This is a genomic window from Streptomyces albus subsp. albus, from assembly GCF_000725885.1.
Lineage (GTDB): Bacteria > Actinomycetota > Actinomycetes > Streptomycetales > Streptomycetaceae > Streptomyces > Streptomyces albus.
Genome location: NZ_JODR01000008.1, coordinates 20,040 through 38,419 on the forward strand (window position 1 = coordinate 20,040; position 18,380 = coordinate 38,419).

Annotated in this window: 15 protein-coding genes, 1 tRNA gene and 1 pseudogene; 16 read left to right on the forward strand and 1 reads right to left on the reverse strand. The window is 70.7% G+C overall.

Annotation, left to right across the window (positions count from 1 at the left end):
* The 6 genes and pseudogenes from IO40_RS0109535 to IO40_RS0109560 all read left to right on the forward strand — a co-directional run bounded on the left by IO40_RS0109535 (position 1) and on the right by IO40_RS0109560 (position 5,240).
* Positions 1-378: an SCO3933 family regulatory protein gene (locus tag IO40_RS0109535; protein WP_031175258.1), complete on the forward strand. Its 378-nt coding sequence runs from the start codon at positions 1-3 to the stop codon at positions 376-378.
* Positions 375-1,718 (forward strand): FtsK/SpoIIIE domain-containing protein, encoded by a 1,344-nt coding sequence (locus tag IO40_RS0109540; protein ID WP_033228665.1) that lies wholly within the window; start codon positions 375-377, stop codon positions 1,716-1,718. Before IO40_RS0109535 ends, IO40_RS0109540 begins: the two co-directional genes overlap by 4 nt.
* A gap of 18 nt (positions 1,719-1,736) precedes the next feature.
* On the forward strand, positions 1,737-1,928 hold the full coding sequence (locus IO40_RS0109545) for a hypothetical protein (RefSeq protein WP_031175260.1): 192 nt from the start codon (positions 1,737-1,739) through the stop codon (positions 1,926-1,928).
* Positions 1,929-2,298: 370 nt separating this feature from the next.
* Positions 2,299-3,656 (forward strand): annotated as a pseudogene (locus IO40_RS33375) (replication initiator).
* A complete protein-coding gene (locus IO40_RS35685) occupies positions 3,646-3,837 on the forward strand; it encodes a helix-turn-helix transcriptional regulator (protein ID WP_078659708.1) in 192 nt (63 codons plus the stop codon). The pseudogene IO40_RS33375 and the gene IO40_RS35685 overlap by 11 nt, the downstream one beginning before the upstream one ends.
* Positions 3,834-5,240, forward strand: coding sequence for a tyrosine-type recombinase/integrase (locus IO40_RS0109560; protein ID WP_031175261.1), 1,407 nt, complete (start codon positions 3,834-3,836; stop codon positions 5,238-5,240). Before IO40_RS35685 ends, IO40_RS0109560 begins: the two co-directional genes overlap by 4 nt.
* Positions 5,241-5,460: 220 nt before the next feature.
* On the opposite strand, the gene IO40_RS0109565 is transcribed toward IO40_RS0109560, so the two are convergent.
* A tRNA-Arg gene (locus IO40_RS0109565) sits at positions 5,461-5,532 on the reverse strand.
* Between the two features lie 151 nt (positions 5,533-5,683).
* Here IO40_RS0109565 and IO40_RS0109570 point away from each other — a divergent pair.
* From IO40_RS0109570 to prfA, 10 genes are all read left to right on the forward strand, one after another.
* Positions 5,684-6,121, forward strand: a complete 438-nt coding sequence (locus IO40_RS0109570) for a response regulator (protein ID WP_016469795.1) — start codon at positions 5,684-5,686, stop codon at positions 6,119-6,121.
* Between the two features lie 268 nt (positions 6,122-6,389).
* The gene (locus IO40_RS0109575; RefSeq protein WP_234336536.1) at positions 6,390-7,268 is read left to right on the forward strand and encodes a DALR anticodon-binding domain-containing protein; all 879 of its coding nucleotides are present in this window, start codon (positions 6,390-6,392) and stop codon (positions 7,266-7,268) included.
* A gap of 36 nt (positions 7,269-7,304) precedes the next feature.
* On the forward strand, positions 7,305-8,696 hold the full coding sequence (gene lysA, locus IO40_RS0109580) for a diaminopimelate decarboxylase (protein ID WP_031025908.1): 1,392 nt from the start codon (positions 7,305-7,307) through the stop codon (positions 8,694-8,696).
* Positions 8,697-8,804: 108 nt separating this feature from the next.
* Positions 8,805-10,103: a homoserine dehydrogenase gene (locus IO40_RS0109585; protein ID WP_016469798.1), complete on the forward strand. Its 1,299-nt coding sequence runs from the start codon at positions 8,805-8,807 to the stop codon at positions 10,101-10,103.
* A 184-nt stretch (positions 10,104-10,287) separates the two neighbouring features.
* Positions 10,288-11,394, forward strand: coding sequence for a threonine synthase (gene thrC, locus IO40_RS0109590; protein WP_041968901.1), 1,107 nt, complete (start codon positions 10,288-10,290; stop codon positions 11,392-11,394).
* Between the two features lie 384 nt (positions 11,395-11,778).
* Positions 11,779-12,762, forward strand: a complete 984-nt coding sequence (gene thrB / locus IO40_RS0109595) for a homoserine kinase (RefSeq protein WP_033228669.1) — start codon at positions 11,779-11,781, stop codon at positions 12,760-12,762.
* A 403-nt stretch (positions 12,763-13,165) separates the two neighbouring features.
* A complete protein-coding gene (gene rho, locus IO40_RS0109600; RefSeq protein ID WP_016469801.1) occupies positions 13,166-15,241 on the forward strand; it encodes a transcription termination factor Rho in 2,076 nt (691 codons plus the stop codon).
* Between the two features lie 304 nt (positions 15,242-15,545).
* Positions 15,546-16,721, forward strand: coding sequence for an LCP family protein (locus tag IO40_RS0109605; protein ID WP_016469802.1), 1,176 nt, complete (start codon positions 15,546-15,548; stop codon positions 16,719-16,721).
* Positions 16,722-16,842: 121 nt separating this feature from the next.
* Positions 16,843-17,067, forward strand: a complete 225-nt coding sequence (gene rpmE, locus IO40_RS0109610; RefSeq protein WP_016469803.1) for a 50S ribosomal protein L31 — start codon at positions 16,843-16,845, stop codon at positions 17,065-17,067.
* Between the two features lie 215 nt (positions 17,068-17,282).
* Entirely contained in the window at positions 17,283-18,353 is a 1,071-nt protein-coding gene (prfA, locus tag IO40_RS0109615) for a peptide chain release factor 1 (protein WP_016469804.1), read from the forward strand.
* The last annotated feature ends 27 nt before the right edge of the window (positions 18,354-18,380 follow it).

Genomic DNA, 18,380 nt, shown 5'->3' on the forward strand with positions numbered 1-18,380 from the left:
GTGGTAGCTCTACCGATCGATACGGCGAAGTTCACGGGGATCATCTGCGCCGTAGCCCCTACGCCGCGCATAGCCAACCGGGAGACCGGACAGGTTCGCGTCGACCGGGACACTGGCCAGACCGTCTATCAGGTGGGCCTCTGCCTCATGTCCGGGAGGTCGGCCGACGTCGTCACGGTGAACGTACCGGGGGAGCCGTCGGGCGTACAGAACGGGGTGCCCGTTCAGGTCCGGGACCTGGTGGCCACGCCGTGGGAGAACGAGGGGCGGCACGGCGTCTCGTTCCGCGCCACCGAGATCAAGCCCCTCACGGCTCCGGCAGCCTCGTCCCCGTCCGGCTCTTCGGCGACGGCACCCGGGAAGGGGACCGGACAGTGATCGCCCTGGCCGCCCCGAATTCGGCGGGGTCCGCCTCGTCGAGCTGCACGCTCGTGGTGGTCGCAGTGCTGGTGTCGGGTCTGCTTCTGGCGGGCCCGGCGCTGCGCCGCCGCTACCCGGTTGTCTGGTGGGTGTGCCTCGGGTTCCCGGTCGCGTGCATACGGGTTGCACGCACCTGGCGGCCGTTGATGGCCGGCTGCGGGCTGGTCGGCAACGGTGCGTCTCCGCCGCAACCTCGTGTGCCTCGTCGGGGACTCACACGGCCGACTCGGGGCGGCTTCTGGTTCCTCATCCGGCTGCTGCCGGGGCAGGTGCCGGAGGATTTCGTCAAGGCGGCTGCTGCCATGGCGCACTACTGGGGAGTGCATGCCGTGCGCGTGACTGCCTGGAAGCCGGGCGTCGTGCGGGTAGTGGCTTCGGCCACTGACCCGCTGAAGGCGCCGCAGATTCCGAAGCAGCGTGGCGCGGGTCGGCTGCTCCGCGTCGTGGTTGGGGCGCTGGAGACCGGTGCCCAGTGGGTCATCGACCTTCGGGAAGTGCCGCACTGGCTGATTGTCGGGGCAACGCGCTCGGGCAAGTCGACGCTGATCAACGCCCTCGTTGCGGGTCTCGCCCGGCAACCCGTCGCGCTGGTCGGCATCGACTGCAAGGGCGGGATGGAACTCTCGCTCTACGGTCCGCGGCTGTCCGCGCTGGCGACCAGCCGGGCACAGACGGTCAAGCTCCTCGGCGCCCTGGTCGACCTGACCTTGGACCGGATGACGGTCTGCCGCGCTGCCCGAGTCCGGAACGTTTGGGGACTGCCGGAGGACGAACGGCCCGTGCCGATCGTCGTGATCGTGGACGAGCTTGCGGAGCTGTTCCTGGTCGCCAGCCGCCACGAAAAAGAAGAAGCACAAGCGGCGAGTACGGCTCTCATCCGGCTGGCTCAACTCGGCGCGGCACTCGGCGTGTTTCTCGTCGTCGCCGGGCAACGGGTCGGGTCGGATCTCGGGCCCGGCGTTACGGCCCTCCGTGCCCAGCTGGCCGGCCGCGTCTGTCACCGGGTGGCCGACCCCGGTACGGCGGAAATGGCGCTCGGTGACCTCAACCCGGATGCGCTGCACGCGGCGCAGTCGATCACGCCCGAACAGGCCGGTACGGCGGTGCTCGCCTCGGCCGACGGTTGGGACCGTGCCCGGTCCCACTTGGTGTCGGAAGCCGAGGCGGAACGCATAGCTGCCGAGTCCGCCCACCTCACGCCTTACGTGCCGGAGCTGGTCACAGCAGGGGGTGGAACCTCGGCGGGAGACGTTCCCAGCGTGCGGCTCGAACGACTCGACGGCGACGAGAACGAGTGAGAGAGGGGGTGGAACTCCGTGATCCTTTCCGTATCCGCCGTGGTGCTGCTCGGCCTCCTGATCTGGTTCCTGCTGCGCATCCGGTACTTCCGGTGGGCCGAAGTGCTGATCTGTTCGACCTTCGGCTTTCTGCTGGCCGAGACCGGCGCCGGACCTGTCGTTCGAGGGGTCCTGGAGGGCCTCGGCGGGCTCCTCAGCGAACTGAGCTGAAGGGAGAAGTCGCCCAAATGATCTCCGTGAAAAACGGCTCCCGACGGGGCGCGAAGTCGCCAAACCCGACCCCGTCAGGAACCCACTCCATCCGCTACGTCAGCAGTGAAAGGAGCAGTCTCACTTTGTCCGCTGCGCATCGATCGCGCAAACCGTCGCGCCGCCCTTGGTGCGACCTGAAGGAAGACGATTACCGAACGTGCCGGGGGCGCGAACAGGTGGTCCTGACTGACCGGGAGGGCACTGAGTGGCGCGTGTGCCCCGCGCACGCTGCCTCGCTCTGGTTGACCGACCCGAGTCTGCGCTTCTCGGCGAAGACGCCGTCCGAGGCCATCGCCGCAGTGATGCGGCAGGCATTCGGGGGTGGCCGATGACTGAGGCCAGTAAGGCCCTCGGGGCGCTCATCGAGCGTGCTGGGCGGTCGGACTTCGGTGGCTGGCGGCGGAGTGTTCTCCGCCTTGGCGGCTGCACCAATCCCGTTCACCTCGTCGGCTCCGCCGCGTATGTGGACGTTGCTACGGCGCTGGCGCTTCACTCGTACACCTCGGAAGCTCTCGGTGGTCGGCTCCTGGTCGCGTGCGGCAATCGTCGGGCGACGGTCTGTCCGACCTGCGCTCGGCTCTACCGGGCGGACACATATCAGCTCATCCGGGCGGGACTGGTCGGCGGTAAGTCAGTGGCGGAGACGGTGAGCGGGCATCCTCGGGTATTCGCCACTTTCACCGCTCCGAGCTTCGGCCCGTCCACTCGCGGCGGGAGCGGGGCGGCCGGGTGCTGGCCTGCCGTCCGCGGAAGGTGGGGGAGTGCTGCCCGCATGGCGCTCCCGTCGGGTGCCGTACGCGGCATGCGGCGGACGATCCGCGACTCGGTGAGCCGCTGTGTCCGCGCTGCTACGACTATGCCGGCGCCGTGCTCTGGCAGGCGCAATCCGGTGAGCTGTGGCACCGCTTCACGCTGGAGCTGCGTCGCGTGCTGGCTCGGCGCGCGGGACTGTCCCGTACGGCGCTGGCGGACGCGGTACGGCTCTCGTACGCCAAGGTGGCGGAGTATCAGCGGCGGGGCCTCGTGCACTTTCATGCCGTCGTTCGTCTCGACGGTCCTGCCGGGCCGGGGGAGACGCCTCCTCCCTGGGCAACGTCGGGTCTTCTGGCGGACGCGGTGCGAGAAGCGGTCGGCCGGGTGCGGGTGGTCGGCTACGGTGCTGACGTCGTCGGCTCGCGTGTCCTGCGGTTCGGCTCTCAGGTGGACGTGAGGACCGTTCCGGTGGCCGACTCGGCGGACGGGCTGTCCTCGTCGGCAGTCGCGGGCTACATCGCCAAGTACGCCACCAAGGGAGCCGAGTCGGCCGGGGCCGTCGACGGGCGTATCCGGCACGGCAAGGACCTGGCCACGCTGCCCGTGCGGGATCACGTGCTCCGCATGATCGGTACCTGCTGGTGGCTCGGCGCGCTGCCCTCATTCGAAGGGCTGAGGTTGCGTCGCTGGGCACACATGCTCGGCTACCGGGGCCACTTCTCGACCAAGTCCCGCCACTACTCCACCACCCTCGGCGCACTGCGCTCGGCCCGCGCGGAGCACCGCGCGAGCGAACAGCGCTCGGCGCTCGGCCTGGACGACCGGAACACGGTCCTCGTCGGCCAGTGGCGGTACGCCGGGCGCGGCTATAGCCCGGAGGCAGCTCTCCTTGCGGCCTCTGTCCGAGAGGGCGGTGACGGACATGGCAACTGATGAGCTGATGACCGTTCCGCAGGTTCTCGCCGAACTGGGCGGTGTTTCCCGACGCACCTTCTACCGATGGCGCGAGGTGGGACGTGGCCCTGCCTCGCTCAAGTTGCCGAACGGTGAGATCCGCGTCTGGCGCAGCGAATTCACTGCATGGCTCCGGCGTCGTGAGGAGGAGGTCGTATGAAATCGCAAGACGTGCGGGTCTGGGAGATCCGGCGGAACAAGTCGAGCAAGCGGCCCTCCTACGAGGTGCGGTGGAAGGTGGCCGGGAAACCGTTTTCGAAGACATTCCGCACCAAGGCGCTGGCCGACAGCTTCCGGGCCAGCCTCGTCAAGGCGTCTCGGGCAGGGGAAGGGTTCGACACGCAGTCCGGTCTGCCGGACTCGTTGGTCGAAGCTGCCCCCTCCCTCACCTGGTACGAGTTCGCGCTGAAGTACCTCGCGATGAAGTGGCCGCACGCCGCGCCCAACTCGCGCGACAGCATGAACGAGACGCTGACACTGGTGAGCACGGTCCTTGTGAGCAAGAAGTCCGGTCGACCTGCGGACTCGGTGCTGCCCAAGGCGCTGCGGGGCTGGGCGTTCGTGCACTCGCCGGCCGAGGACAAGGAAGAACCACCGGCCAAGGTGAGCAACGCCCTCGCCTGGGTGGCCAAGGCATCGCTGCCGCTTGCTGATCTGAAGAATCCGGCTGTGATGCGCAGCGTTCTCAACGCGCTCACGCTGAAGCTGGACGGCACTCCGGCCGCGCCGGAGACGGTACGGCGTAAGCGTGCGGTGCTGTCCAACGTTCTCCGGTACGCGGTCGAGGTCGGGGAGCTGAATGAGAATCCGGTGGCGTCGGTGCAGTGGAAGCCACCGAAGCTCGCCAAAGAGGTCGATCGCCGGGTCGTGATCAATCCCGTACAGGCTCGTGAGCTGCTGACCGCGCTGTCGTACGTGGGGCTCTACAAGCGGGCGCGGGGGCGTCGGATGGTCGCGCTTTTCGCCTGCATGTACTACGGCGGGCTGCGTCCGGCGGAAGCGGTTGGGCTTCGCCTTCAGGACTGCGAACTGCCGGAGAAGGGGTGGGGACGGTTCATCCTGCACAATACGCGTCCCACGGTGGGGAAGCGGTGGACCGGGACCGGCAAGGTCCATGATCACCGAGGGCTCAAGAACCGTTCGCAGGACGAAGTCCGGCCCGTGCCGGTGCCGCCCCAACTCGTGCGCATCGTCCGCCAGCACGTGGAGGAGTTCGGCACGGCCGAAGACGGCCGGCTGTTCTCCAACGAGCGGGGCGGCGTCATCGGCTCGTCGTCGTACTCCCGTACCTGGGAGGAAGCGCGCGCCCTGGCCCTCACCCCGGAACAGGTTGCCTCACCGCTCGCCGGTACGCCGTACGACCTGCGGCACGCTGCCCTGTCCTCCTGGCTGAACGCGGGAGTCGATCCGGCTGAGGTCGCGGAGCGCGCGGGCAACAGCGTCGACGTGTTGCTGACCCGCTACGCGAAGTGCCTCGACGGTCGGCAGCACGTAGCCAACCAACGGATCGACGCCCTCTGGGGCGACGGTCCCGAGGCCGAGGACGAGAGCGAGACCGACTGAGAACTGAAAGCTGAACGACTACAGTCAGGCCCCTGGGAGTCATCCCGGGGGCCTTCTCATGCGTTGGCCCTGACCTGCGGAAACGGGACCGAATCCATCCCGCGAATACGCCGCGACCACCGACAAACAGCGGCGCAGAGCCGCATGCCGCTGCACAACGACAAACGCCCCGCACCAGCATCCAAGCTGGTCGCGAGGCGTTTCAGTACTTCGGTCGAAGTACCCCCGGCAGGATTCGAACCTGCGCACACGGCTCCGGAGGCCGTTGCTCTATCCCCTGAGCTACGGGGGCGTGCCGTCCGTTTCGGCGACAGGTAGAACACTACCAGGTCATCGGGGGTGGGTCGGAACGGGTCGGGGGAGGGGGTAGCGGGGGCGGTGGAAAAGAGGGAAAACCCGGACGCAGGTGGAGGGGCGCGCCTACGCTTCTGGGTGTGCCAGGTATGTCCGGCCGGGTGCTTGTCGTCGACGACAGCAGCGTCATCCGGCAGTTGATCAGGGTCAACCTCGAGCTGGAGGGCTTCGAGGTGGTGACCGCCGTCGACGGTGCCGAGTGCCTGGATGTGGTGCATCGTGTGAGGCCCGATGTCGTGACGCTCGATGCGGTGATGCCGCGTCTGGACGGGGTGCGTACGGCGGAGCGGCTGCGGGCCGATCCGCGTACGCGGCACCTGCCGCTGGCGCTCGTGAGTGCGTGCACCGAGCTGGAGGGCGAGGGTGTCGTGGGGGACGGGAGAGGGGTGGACGCCTTCCTGGCGAAGCCGTTCGAGCCCGTCGATCTGGTGCGGATGGTGCGTCGGCTGATGCATGGGCGTGCCGGTGCCGCGGAGGGAGAGGGGGACGGGTCCTTCGGGCCGGTCTCGGAGGTTGTCGAGCCGTAGTTCTGTGTCGTTTCGGTTCGCGACCGGGTGCGAGGTGTCGGCGGGGTGTTGTGGAATACGTCACCTCTTGTCGGCTGCTCCGGCGGCGCAGGGTGTGTTTTCCGGGCTGTCGGCGATGGTTTCGCTGCCCTCTGTTGCCGTAGGGCAGGGGGCGGGTGCTCTGTGTGACCGTGTGTCTCCGGGAGCGCCCCTGGTGCGATACGGCGCGGCGTTCCAGGTGGCGAAACCGGTTCGCGTCGACCCACCCCGCCTCCCATACGCTTGCTCTGTGACCCCCGCCCAGCTGGCGCGCACCATCCGGCATGTGCTGTGCAGCGCGCTCTCCGACCGCACCGAGGGCGCGCGTGACGCGTGCCCCGGCGAGGGGGCTTCCGGTCATCTCACCCAGCGGGGGGTGCACGGTCACGTTCCGGAGCGGGTCGTGGTCGCCTCGCCGCCGCGGCGGGGAGGCGGGGACTACGCGACGGGTGTCGCCTTCCAGGTCGGCAAGCGCTGCGGGCGGTCTCCGCGTGAGGTCGCCGAGGTGCTGTGCGAGCGGCTGGTTGCGGACGTTCCGCAGGTCGCGGAAGCGCGGGTGGTCGGCGGCGGGTTCGTCAACGTGACTTTGACGTCGCAGGCGCGTGCCGCGCTGGTGCGCGGTCTCGTCGCCCGGCGGCCGGCCGCGGCCGGTGATCCCGCGGGGGAGCCCGGCTGGGCGCCGTGCGACGATCCCGGGCCGGACATCGCCCGCTGGGCGTCGGTGACCGGGGAGAGCCCGGCCGCGCTCGCTGTCCGTACTGAGCGGTCCAGTTCCCTCTTCCGTGTGCAGTTCGCCCATGCGCGGGCCTGTGCGCTGCTGCGCAACGGCCGTCGTTTGGGGGTGCGGCCCGCCGCGGAGTGCGTCGATCCGCTGCCGGCGGCCGGGGCGCGGCTGCTGGCCCTGTGCGCCGACCGGGACCGGGTCACGGAGCCGGGCGCGCTGGCGCGGCATCTGGACGCGGTGGCGGGCGCCTTCGGGGCGTTCCAGGAGACGTGTGAGCCGCTGCCGCGCGGCGGGGAGAAACCCGGGGCCGCCCACCGCGGCCGGCTGGCCCTCGCCGAGGCTGCCGGAGCGGTGCTGGCCGGCGGCCTGTCCCAGCTCGGCGTGACCGCACCCGCTCATCTATAGCGACTCGAAGCGACAGGGACCAGGGACTCCAAGATCATGAGCCGTTCCGCACACCCCGCAGGACCCCGCCACGGTGACGTCCTCCCGGAGGGTCACTACACACCGCCGCCGTCCGACCTCAACTCACTCGACCCGCGCGTGTGGGCGCAGACCGTCGAGCGCACCGCGGAGGGTGCGCTCAGTGTCGGCGGCATGGACGTCCGCCGGCTCGCCGAGGAGTTCGGTACCCCCGCGTACGTCATGGACGAGAACGACTTCCGGGCCCGCTGCCGGGCTTGGCGGGAGGCGTTCGGACCGGACGCCGACGTGTTCTACGCCGGGAAGGCGTTCCTCTCGCGCGCCGTCGTGCGCTGGCTGCACGAGGAGGGCCTGAACCTCGACGTGTGCTCCGGCGGCGAGCTGGCGACCGCGCTGGCCGCCGGGATGCCGCCCGAGCGCATCGCGCTGCATGGGAACAACAAGTCGATGGACGAGATCACCCGTGCCGTGGAGGCGGGGGTGGGCCGCATCGTGGTCGACTCGTTCCAGGAGATCGCCCGTGTCGCGCACGTCGCGCGGCGGCTCGGGCGGCGGCAGCCGGTGCAGATCCGGGTCACCGTGGGCGTCGAGGCGCACACGCACGAGTTCATCGCGACCGCGCACGAGGACCAGAAGTTCGGTCTCGCGCTGGCGGGCGGGCAGGCCGCCGAGGCGGTGCGCCGGGTGCTGGGGCTGGAGAGCCTGGAGCTGACGGGCATCCACTCGCACATCGGCTCGCAGATCTTCGACATGGCCGGCTTCGAGGTCTCGGCCCGCCGCGTGGTGGGTCTGCTCACGGAGGTCCGGGACGAGCACGGGGTGGAGCTGCCGGAGATCGACCTGGGCGGCGGCCTGGGCATCGCCTACACCTCCGAGGACGACCCGCGGGAGCCGCACGAGATCGCCAAGGCGCTCGGGGACATCGTCACCCGCGAGTGCGAGGCGGCGGGGCTGGCGGTGCCGCGGCTGTCGGTGGAGCCGGGGCGCGCGATCGTGGGGCCGACGGCTTTCACGCTGTACGAGGTCGGCACGGTCAAGGAGCTGGAGGGGCTGCGTACGTATGTGAGCGTGGACGGCGGGATGTCGGACAACATCCGCACCGCGCTGTACGACGCGGAGTACAGCGTGACGCTGGCGTCGCGGGCCTCCGAGGCGGAGCCGATGCTCAGCCGGGTGGTCGGCAAGCACTGCGAGAGCGGCGACATCGTGGTGCGGGACGCGTTCCTGCCGGCGGACCTGGCGCCGGGTGATCTGCTGGCCGTGCCCGCCACCGGTGCGTACTGCCGGTCGATGGCGAGCAACTACAACCATGCGCTGCGCCCGCCGGTGATCGCCGTGCGGGACGGGGAGGCGCGCACCATCGTGCGGCGTGAGACGGAGGAAGATCTCCTGCGGCTCGATGTCGGCTAGCGAGATATATGTCCCACATACTGGACCCGGCGTGGAATCTCCGTTCCGGTACGTGAGACTTGAGGCACCAGTACCTGTGACGGGACAGACGGAAAAAGAGGTCAGATGATGCGTACGCGTCCGCTGAAGGTGGCGCTGCTGGGCTGTGGGGTCGTCGGCTCAGAGGTGGCACGCATCATGACGACGCACGCCGAGGACCTCGCCCAGCGCATCGGCGCCCCGGTCGAACTGGCCGGGGTCGCCGTCCGCCGTCCCGACCGGGTCCGCGCGGGCATCGACCCGTCGCTGATCACCACCGACGCCGCGGCGCTGGCCGCCCGCGACGACATCGACGTGGCGGTGGAGGTCATCGGCGGCATCGAGCCCGCCCGCTCCCTGATCACCTCCGCGTTCGAGCACGGCGCCAGCGTCGTGACCGCGAACAAGGCGCTGCTGGCCGAGGACGGCGCCACCCTGCACGAGGCGGCCGAGAAGCACGGCGCCGACCTGTACTACGAGGCGGCAGTCGCCGCCGCGATCCCGCTGGTCAGGCCGCTGCGCGAGTCCCTGGCCGGGGACAAGGTCAACCGGGTCCTGGGCATCGTCAACGGCACCACGAACTTCATCCTCGACCGGATGGAGTCCACCGGCGCCGGCTACAGCGAGGCCCTGGACGAGGCCACCGCGCTCGGTTACGCCGAGGCCGACCCGACCGCCGACGTGGAGGGCTTCGACGCGGCGGCCAAGGCGGCCATCCTGGCGGGCATCGCCTTCCACACCCGGGTGCGCCTGGACGACGTGCACCGCGAGGGCCTGGCCGATGTGACGGCGGCCGACATCGCCTCCGCGAAACGCATGGGCTGCACCGTCAAACTGCTGGCCATCTGCGAGCGGGCGGCCGACGGGCGCTCGGTGACCGCCCGCGTGCACCCCGCGATGCTCCCGCTGAGCCACCCGCTGGCCTCCGTCCGTGAGGCGTACAACGCGGTCTTCGTCGAGTCGGAGGCGGCCGGGCAGCTGATGTTCTACGGGCCGGGCGCCGGCGGCTCGCCCACCGCCTCGGCCGTCCTCGGCGACCTGGTGGCCGCCTGCCGCAACAAGCTGAACGGCGGCAGGGGGCCGGGCGAGTCCGCGTACGCGCAGCTGCCGGTTTCCCCGATGGGGGAAGTGGTCACCCGGTATCACATCAGCCTGGACGTGGCCGACAAACCGGGCGTGCTGGCGCAGGTGGCAACCGTCTTCGCCGAGCACGGCGTCTCCATCGACACCGTGCGGCAGAAGGGCAAGGAGGGCCCGCACGACGGTGCCTGGCTCGTCGTGGTCACCCACCGGGCCCCCGACGCGGCGCTCAGCGCGACGGTCGAGGCGCTGCGCGGCCTGGACACCGTTCGGGGCGTGGCCAGCATCATGCGGGTCGAGGGTGAGTGAGCGGCGCGCCGAGCCGGTGCGCCGGCACCTCACGTGCCCGGCCCGCCACAACCGCGCCGCGGGTGCGGTGCGCCTCGGGTGTGACGTTCCGCGGATCCGCGGTGCGAGAGGCCCGGCGCGGTGGGCAGCGCCGGACAATGGTCAGTAAGGGAGCCAAGGAACAGTGACCGTCATGGAGCCTGAGATGTCTCAGCTGCCCGAAGGGGCGCCCGCGCCCGCCGCCCGTGCCGCGGGCCGCCCGCAGTGGCGCGGCATCATCGAGGAGTACCGCGACCGCCTCCCGGTCGCCCCTGACACCACGCCTGTCACCCTCCGTGAGGGCGGTACGCCGCTGGTGCCCGCCCAGGTGCTCTCCGAGCTGACCGGCTGCGAGGTCCACCTCAAGGTGGAGGGCGCCAACCCGACCGGCTCCTTCAAGGACCGGGGCATGACGATGGCCATCACCCGAGCGAAGGAGGAGGGCGCCCAGGCGGTCATCTGCGCCTCCACCGGCAACACCTCCGCCTCGGCCGCGGCGTACGCCGTGCGTGCGGGCATGGTCTGCGCCGTGCTGGTGCCGCAGGGCAAGATCGCGCTGGGCAAGATGGGGCAGGCGCTGGTGCACGGCGCCAAGATCCTCCAGGTGGACGGCAACTTCGACGACTGTCTGGAGCTGGCCAGGGGGCTGTCGGACAAGTACCCGGTGTCGCTGGTCAATTCGGTCAACCCGGTGCGGATCGAGGGGCAGAAGACCGCGGCGTTCGAGATCGTGGACATGCTCGGCGACGCGCCGGACATCCATGTCCTGCCGGTCGGCAACGCGGGCAACATCACGGCCTATTGGAAGGGCTACCGCGAGTACCGCGAGGACGGTCCCGCCACCGCCACCCCCCGGATGTGGGGCTACCAGGCGGCCGGTGCTGCGCCCCTCGTACGCGGCGAGGCCGTGCGGGAGCCGAGCACCATCGCCACGGCCATCCGCATCGGCAACCCCGCGTCCTGGACGCTGGCCGAGCAGGCCCGCGACGAGTCCGGCGGCTTCATCGACATGGTGACCGACCGTCAGATCCTCCGTGCCTACCGGCTGTTGGCCGCGCAGGAGGGCGTGTTCGTGGAGCCGGCCTCGGCGGCGTCGGTCGCCGGGCTGATCCAGGCGGCCGAGCAAGGCAAGGTCGATCCGGGGCAGCGCATCGTGTGCACCGTCACGGGCAACGGCCTCAAGGACCCCGACTGGGCGGTGGCCGGTGCGCCGCAGCCGCTCGTGGTGCCCGTGGACGCCGACGCCGCGGCCGAGCGCCTCGGCCTCGTCTGAGCCGTCCCGGTCCGGGCTCCGGCCCGTCCCGGCGCCGTCCGGGCCGTGCGGGTCCGCTCTTGGCGGGGCCCTCGGCCGGCGGCGTCTTCCGGGCGAGTCCGGTTCGTTCCCGGGCCCGTCCGGTCCAATCCCGGACCCCGGGGCGGCGGCATCCTCCGATGTCGCACCGGCCCCAGGCGTCAGCACGGAAGCACGGGGAGGCTCACGACACGCATCGTGCGCCTCCCGTGCGCCCTATGTCGCCACTGAACCCACCTTCGATAGGCTGAGTTTCACCCCCACTTCCGTACGTCCCTGGCGGGTCAGGCGTGGAGTGGTGGCCGGACCGGCGCCGCCGCGGCCAGTGGGTGCTCCGCAAACCGAACCAAGGAGAGTCATCGGAAGATGGCCGGTCCCGCGTTCCGCGCCGCCGCCGTCCGGGTGCGCGTCCCCGCCACCAGCGCCAATCTCGGCCCCGGTTTCGACGCCCTGGGCCTCGCGCTGGGCCTCTACGACGACGTCGTCGTCCGCGTCGCCGACTCCGGACTGCACATCGACATCGCCGGCGAGGGCGCAGACACCCTGCCGCGCGACGAGAACCACCTGCTCGTGCGCTCCCTGCGCACCGCCTTCGACCTGCTGGGCGGGCAGCCGCGCGGCCTGGAGATCGTCTGCGCCAACCGCATCCCGCACGGCCGTGGCCTGGGCTCCTCCTCCGCGGCGATCTGCGCCGGAGTGATGGCGGCACGCGCCGTGACCACGGGCGGTGAGGCCCGGCTCGACGACACCGCGCTGCTGGAACTCGCCACCGAGATCGAGGGCCACCCCGACAACGTCGCCGCCTGCCTCCTCGGCGGCTTCACCCTGGCCTGGACGGACGGCGGCGCGGCCCGCGCGGTGCGGATGGAGCCCGCCGCATCCCTCGTCCCGGTGGTCTTCGTACCGGCGAAACCCCTGCTCACGCAGACCGCGCGCGGTCTGCTGCCGCGCACCGTGCCGCACGTGGACGCGGCGTTCAACGCGGGGCGCGCCGCGCTGCTCGTCGAGGCGCTGACGCGCCGTCCCGAGCTGCTGCTGGCCGCCACCGAGGACCGGCTGCACCAGGAGTACCGGGCGCCGGCGATGACCGAGAGTGCGGATCTTGTCGCCCGGCTGCGTGCCGAGGCCGTCCCCGCCGTGATCTCCGGCGCCGGCCCCACGGTGCTGGCGCTGGCCGCGGACGACGGCGAGGCCGACAAGGTCTCGCGGCTGGCGGGCGAGGGCTGGACCGCGAACCGGCTGGCCCTGGACCTGGCGGGGGCCAGCGTGCTGCCCCTCACCGCAGGCACCCACGGCAGCGGTGCCACCACCGAGAACGCACCGGGAGGCGCGGGCAGCGGCCCCCGGTGACAGCGGGTTGCGGATCTTCGAGAGGGGGAATGTTTGTTGGATCCGGTAGTGTTAACCTCAAGTCTGCACTCGCAGTCTCGTGGACCCCGCACAGGAAAGTGCGACGGTCCGAAGAGTGCGGTGCTTGCGTGTTCCCCTGGCAGCCCCAGCAGGGGCCACCTCTTCTCCCAGGAGCCTCCCAGATTGCTCGGAACGCTGCCGGGCAGGCGCGAACACGCTCCGGAGCCGACGTGAAGGTCATCCATGTCGAGGCTTCACGCCGAAACCACGTATTGATTCCCCCGCCGTACATCGAGGCGGGACCACCGCCCCGGCAAAGTCCCCCAGCACAGGACCACAGCCGGACAGCACAACCGGTCGCCGAGCCAGACTGGCCGACGTCCGCTCCAGGGAAGGACCCTTCGTGAGCGACACCACCGATCTGATGGGCGTGAACGCCGATACCGCAGCCGACGGTGCCGCGGCGCCCGCTTCTACGGACGCTTCCGCCGCGCCTGCGGCCTCCGGTGCCGCACCCCGGCGTCGGCGCTCCGGCACGGGACTGGAGGGCATGGTGCTGGCCGAGCTCCAGCAGATCGCCTCCAGCCTCGGCATCAGGGGCACCGCCCGGATGCGCAAGAGCCAGCTGATCGAGGTCATCAAGGAGCGCCAGGCAGGCGGCAGTTCGGACTCCGCCCCCGCCGCAGGCAAGGCCGCGAAGGCCGCTGACAGCAAGGACTCCAAGGAGGCCAAGGACTCCAAGGAGGCGAAGGCCGCCGGCGAGTCGCAGCCCGCCGACGGCGCGGCCGAGCAGAAGCCGAAGCGCCGCGCCACCTCGCGCGCCCGTACGGGTGAGCCCGAGGCTGCCCAGGCCGAGGCGCAGGGCGGTCAGCAGCAGATCGACATCCCCGGACAGACCGAGGGCGACGCCAAGGCCGCTCAGGAGGGCGGCCGGGGGCGCCGCGCCAAGGGCGAGTCCGCCGAGGGCCGCTCGGACGCGAAGTCCGGCGGCGACGACAGCAGGGCCGACAAGGCTGAGAAGTCCGAGAAGCCCGAGAAGAACGACAGGGCGGACAAGGACGGCAAGGACGGCCGTTCCGACAAGGGCGGCGCCGGTGACGGCAAGCAGCAGGACCGCCCCTCCAAGCGGGAGCGGCAGCGTGACCGCGACCGCGACCGTGACCGCAACCGCGGCAAGAACGACGGCGGCGGCCAGCAGAACCAGGCCGGCGGCGGCCGTCGGGACGACGCCTTCGACGACGACGGCGGCGGCGGCCGGCGCGGGCGCCGGGGCCGCTACCGCGACCGTCGGGGCCGTCGCGGCGGGCGGGACGACTTCGAGCCGCAGATCTCCGAGGACGACGTCCTGATCCCGGTCGCCGGCATCCTCGACATCCTCGACAACTACGCGTTCGTGCGCACCTCCGGCTACCTGCCGGGCCCGAACGACGTGTACGTCTCGCTGGCGCAGGTCCGCAAGAACGGGCTGCGCAAGGGTGACCACGTCACCGGTGCGGTGCGCCAGCCGCGTGAGGGCGAGCGGCGCGAGAAGTTCAACGCGCTGGTCCGCCTCGACTCCGTCAACGGGATGTCGCCGGACGACGGCAAGGGCCGTGCGGAGTTCAACAAGCTGACTCCGCTCTACCCGCAGGAGCGGCTGCGTCTGGAGACGGAGCCGAACCAGCTGACCTCGCGGATCATCGACCTGGTCTCGCCGGTCGGCAAGGGGCAGCGCGGTCTGATCGTGGCCCCGCCGAAGGCGGGCAAGACGACGGTGCTCCAGTCGATCGCGAACTCGATCACCCGGAACAACCCCGAGTGCCACCTGATGGTCGTCCTGGTGGACGAGCGTCCGGAAGAGGTCACCGACATGCAGCGGTCGGTCAAGGGCGAGGTCATCTCCTCGACCTTCGACCGCCCGGCCGAGGACCACACCACCATCGCCGAGCTGGCCATCGAGCGGGCGAAGCGGCTGGTGGAGCTGGGCCACGACGTGGTGATCCTGCTGGACAACATCACCCGGCTCGCGCGTGCCTACAACCTGGCCGCCCCGGCCTCGGGCCGCATCCTGTCCGGTGGTGTGGACTCCACGGCGCTCTACCCGCCGAAGAAGTTCTTCGGCGCGGCGCGCAACATCGAGGACGGCGGCTCCCTGACGATCCTCGCCGCGGCGCTGGTGGAGACCGGCTCCCGGATGGAGGAGGTCATCTTCGAGGAGTTCAAGGGCACCGGCAACATGGAGCTCAAGCTCGACCGGAAGCTCGCCGAGAAGCGGATCTTCCCCGCGGTGGACGTGGACCAGTCCGGTACCCGCAAGGAAGAGATCCTCATGGCGAACGAGGAGCTCCAGATCGTCTGGAAGCTGCGGCGCGTGCTGCACGCCCTGGACCAGCAGCAGGCCATCGAACTGCTGCTGGACAAGATGAAGCAGACGAAGTCCAACGCGGAGTTCCTGCTCCAGATCCAGAAGACGACCCCGACGCCCAACGGGCAGGACTGAGGGTCGCCCGGACGGGCTCACGGCGAGGGCCGTTCCACCACGCACGGTGGAACGGCCCTCGCCGTCTGTTCTGGCTGCTGAGAGCTTGCCCACAGGGCCGGGGCGCGGCGGGGTGCTGCCGCTTCGGCGGGCGCGGGCGCGTCGTCGCAGGTAAAACGGGAGCAGTGGGCGGATGCGACCCGGCCCGGGCGTCGCTGTCCCGGCGCGCACGTCCGACGCGCGTGCCGACGCGTTGTGCGACCCTTCGGCGAGACCCAGCGTCCGGACAGGACACACGCCACGAGCAGGACCGAGGGAAGTGACAATGGCGGGCGACAGCTACGAGGGCGACACAGCGGCACAGCGCCGCACCCGGGGCATACGCGCCACCGGCCGTCGCCGCAAGCCGCGAGACGGGCGCGGACGGGCCGTGCGGGCCGCGGCCTGGACCGCGGCGGGAGCGGTCGTGCTCGGTGCGGCGAGCCTCGGCTTCGTCTACTTCAAGCTGGACGGCAACATCTCCGGCGTGGACATCAACGCCGCCCTGGGCGCCGACCGGCCGCAGGACGTGCCCAACGGTTCCCTGGACATCCTCGTCCTGGGTTCGGACACCCGGGCGGGCGCGAACGCCAAGTACGGCCGCGACGAGGGCAGCGCCCGTTCGGACACGGCGATGGTGCTGCACATCAACGAGCAGCACGACAAGGCCACCGTCGTCTCGATACCCCGTGACACGCTGGTGCAGCGCCCGGCCTGTCAGGGCGACGGCTCGGAGAACCACAGAAACGTTCCCGCGCAGCGCGCCATGTTCAACACCGCCTACGAGGTCGGCGGCCCGGCCTGCGCCGTCAAGACCGTCGAGTCCCTCTCCGGGGTCCGCATGGACCACTACATGGAGGTCGACTTCGCCGGCTTCAAGAAGCTCATCGACACCCTCGGCGGCGTCCAGATGACCACCGCGCAGTCCATCCACGACAAGAGCAGCCACCTCGACCTGCCCGCCGGCACCCACCGGCTGGACGGCGAACAGTCGCTCGGTCTGGTGCGCACCCGGCACGGTGTGGGGGACGGCAGCGACCTGGGCCGCATCCAGCTCCAGCAGGCGTTCATCAAGGCACTGATCGACCAGGTCAACAGCATCGGCGTCTTCAGCAGCCCGAAGAAGCTCTACGACCTGGCCGACACCGCCACCTCCGCGCTGACCACCGACTCCGACCTGGACTCCGTCGGCAAGCTGACCGGCATGGCCAAGATGCTCAAGGGCATCAAGTCCGACGACATCCAGATGACGACACTGCCGGTCGAGTACGACCCGGCCAACCCCAACCGCGTCATACAGATCGACTCCAAGACCGACAAGGTCTGGCGTGCGATCAAGCGGGACGAGCCCATACCGCGGTCCGCCACCAAGGGCTCGGCCGGCGACAAGACCGACATCGGCGGGGTGCTCCGCGCCAAGGGGAAGCCCACTGGATCGCCGCAGGCCGGCGCGGCGGAATAACGGGCGTCGCCCCCCGGTTTTGGGGGGTGCGGCAACCAGTGGCAAACTGGTCCGTCGGCCCCGGTTCACGGTTGGACAACCCGTCTTCCGACCCGGCGCCCTCCCGAACCTAGGAGTGACCTTGAAGCGCGACATCCACCCCGAGTACCGCGAGACCCAGGTCAGCTGCACCTGCGGCAACTCGTTCACGACGCGTAGCACCATGCCGGAAGGCGTGATCCGCGCCGACATCTGCTCGGCCTGCCACCCGTTCTACACCGGCAAGCAGAAGATCCTCGACACCGGTGGCCGCGTGGCCCGCTTCGAGGCCCGCTTCGGCAAGACCGCCGGCACCGCCAAGAAGTAGCGACACCGCAGCGCCGGTCCGCGCTGCCCGAGCCGGGCAGCGCGGCCCGGCGCTCTTTTGGTGCTCAGCGCCCCGGCTGGGTGCCGGTGCCCCGGCGCCCGGCCGTCCGGCGGGGCGCCGTACGTCTTCCGTGAGCGGCACGAGCGAGCGCTCAGCGTCTTCCACCAGCGGTCTGTCACCAGGCCACCAGCGGTCCGTCAGTAAGGGATGCCACGATGTTCGAGGCGGTCGAGGAACTCGTCGGCGAGCACGCCGACCTGGAGCGGCGGCTCGCCGATCCGGCGATCCACGCCGACCAGGCGGGTGCCCGCCGGCTCAACAAGCGGTACGCCGAGCTCACCCCGATCATCACCGCCTACCGCGAGTGGAAGCGCACGGGTGACGACATCGGCACCGCCCGGGAGCTGGCCGCCGAGGACCCCGACTTCGCGGACGAGGTCAAGCAGCTGGAGCGGCGCCGCGAGGAGCTGACGGAGAAGCTGCGGCTGCTGCTCGTCCCGCGCGACCCGAGCGACGACAAGGACGTCATCCTGGAGATCAAGGCGGGCGAGGGCGGCGACGAGTCCGCGCTGTTCGCCGGCGATCTGCTGCGGATGTATCTGCGCTACGCCGAGCGCAACGGCTGGAAGACCGAGCTGATCGGCGCCACCGAGTCCGACCTGGGCGGCTACAAGGACGTCCAGGTGGCCGTGAAGTCCCGCGGCACCACCGAGCCGGGAGGGGGCGTGTGGGCGCGGCTGAAGTACGAGGGCGGGGTGCACCGCGTGCAGCGGGTGCCCGCCACCGAGTCGCAGGGGCGTATCCACACCTCCGCCGCCGGCGTCCTGGTGCTGCCGGAGGCCGAGGAGGTGGACGTGGAGATCAACCCCAACGATCTGCGCATCGACGTCTACCGCTCCTCCGGCCCGGGCGGGCAGTCGGTCAACACCACCGACTCGGCAGTCCGCATCACCCACGAGCCGACCGGCATCGTCGTCTCCTGCCAGAACGAGAAGAGCCAGCTCCAGAACAAGGAGCAGGCGCTGCGCATCCTGCGGGCCCGGCTGCTGGCCGCCGCCCAGGAGGAGGCCGACAAGGAAGCCTCGGACGCCCGCCGCAGCCAGGTGCGCACCGTGGACCGCTCCGAGCGGGTCCGCACCTACAACTTCCCGGAGAACCGCATCTCCGACCACCGCGTCGGCTTCAAGGCCTACAACCTCGACCAGGTGCTGGACGGGGAGCTGGACGCCGTCATCCAGGCGTGCGTCGACGCGGACTCGGCGGCCAAGCTGGCCGCCGCCCAGTGACACCGGTACGGCCCGACGTGACGGAGA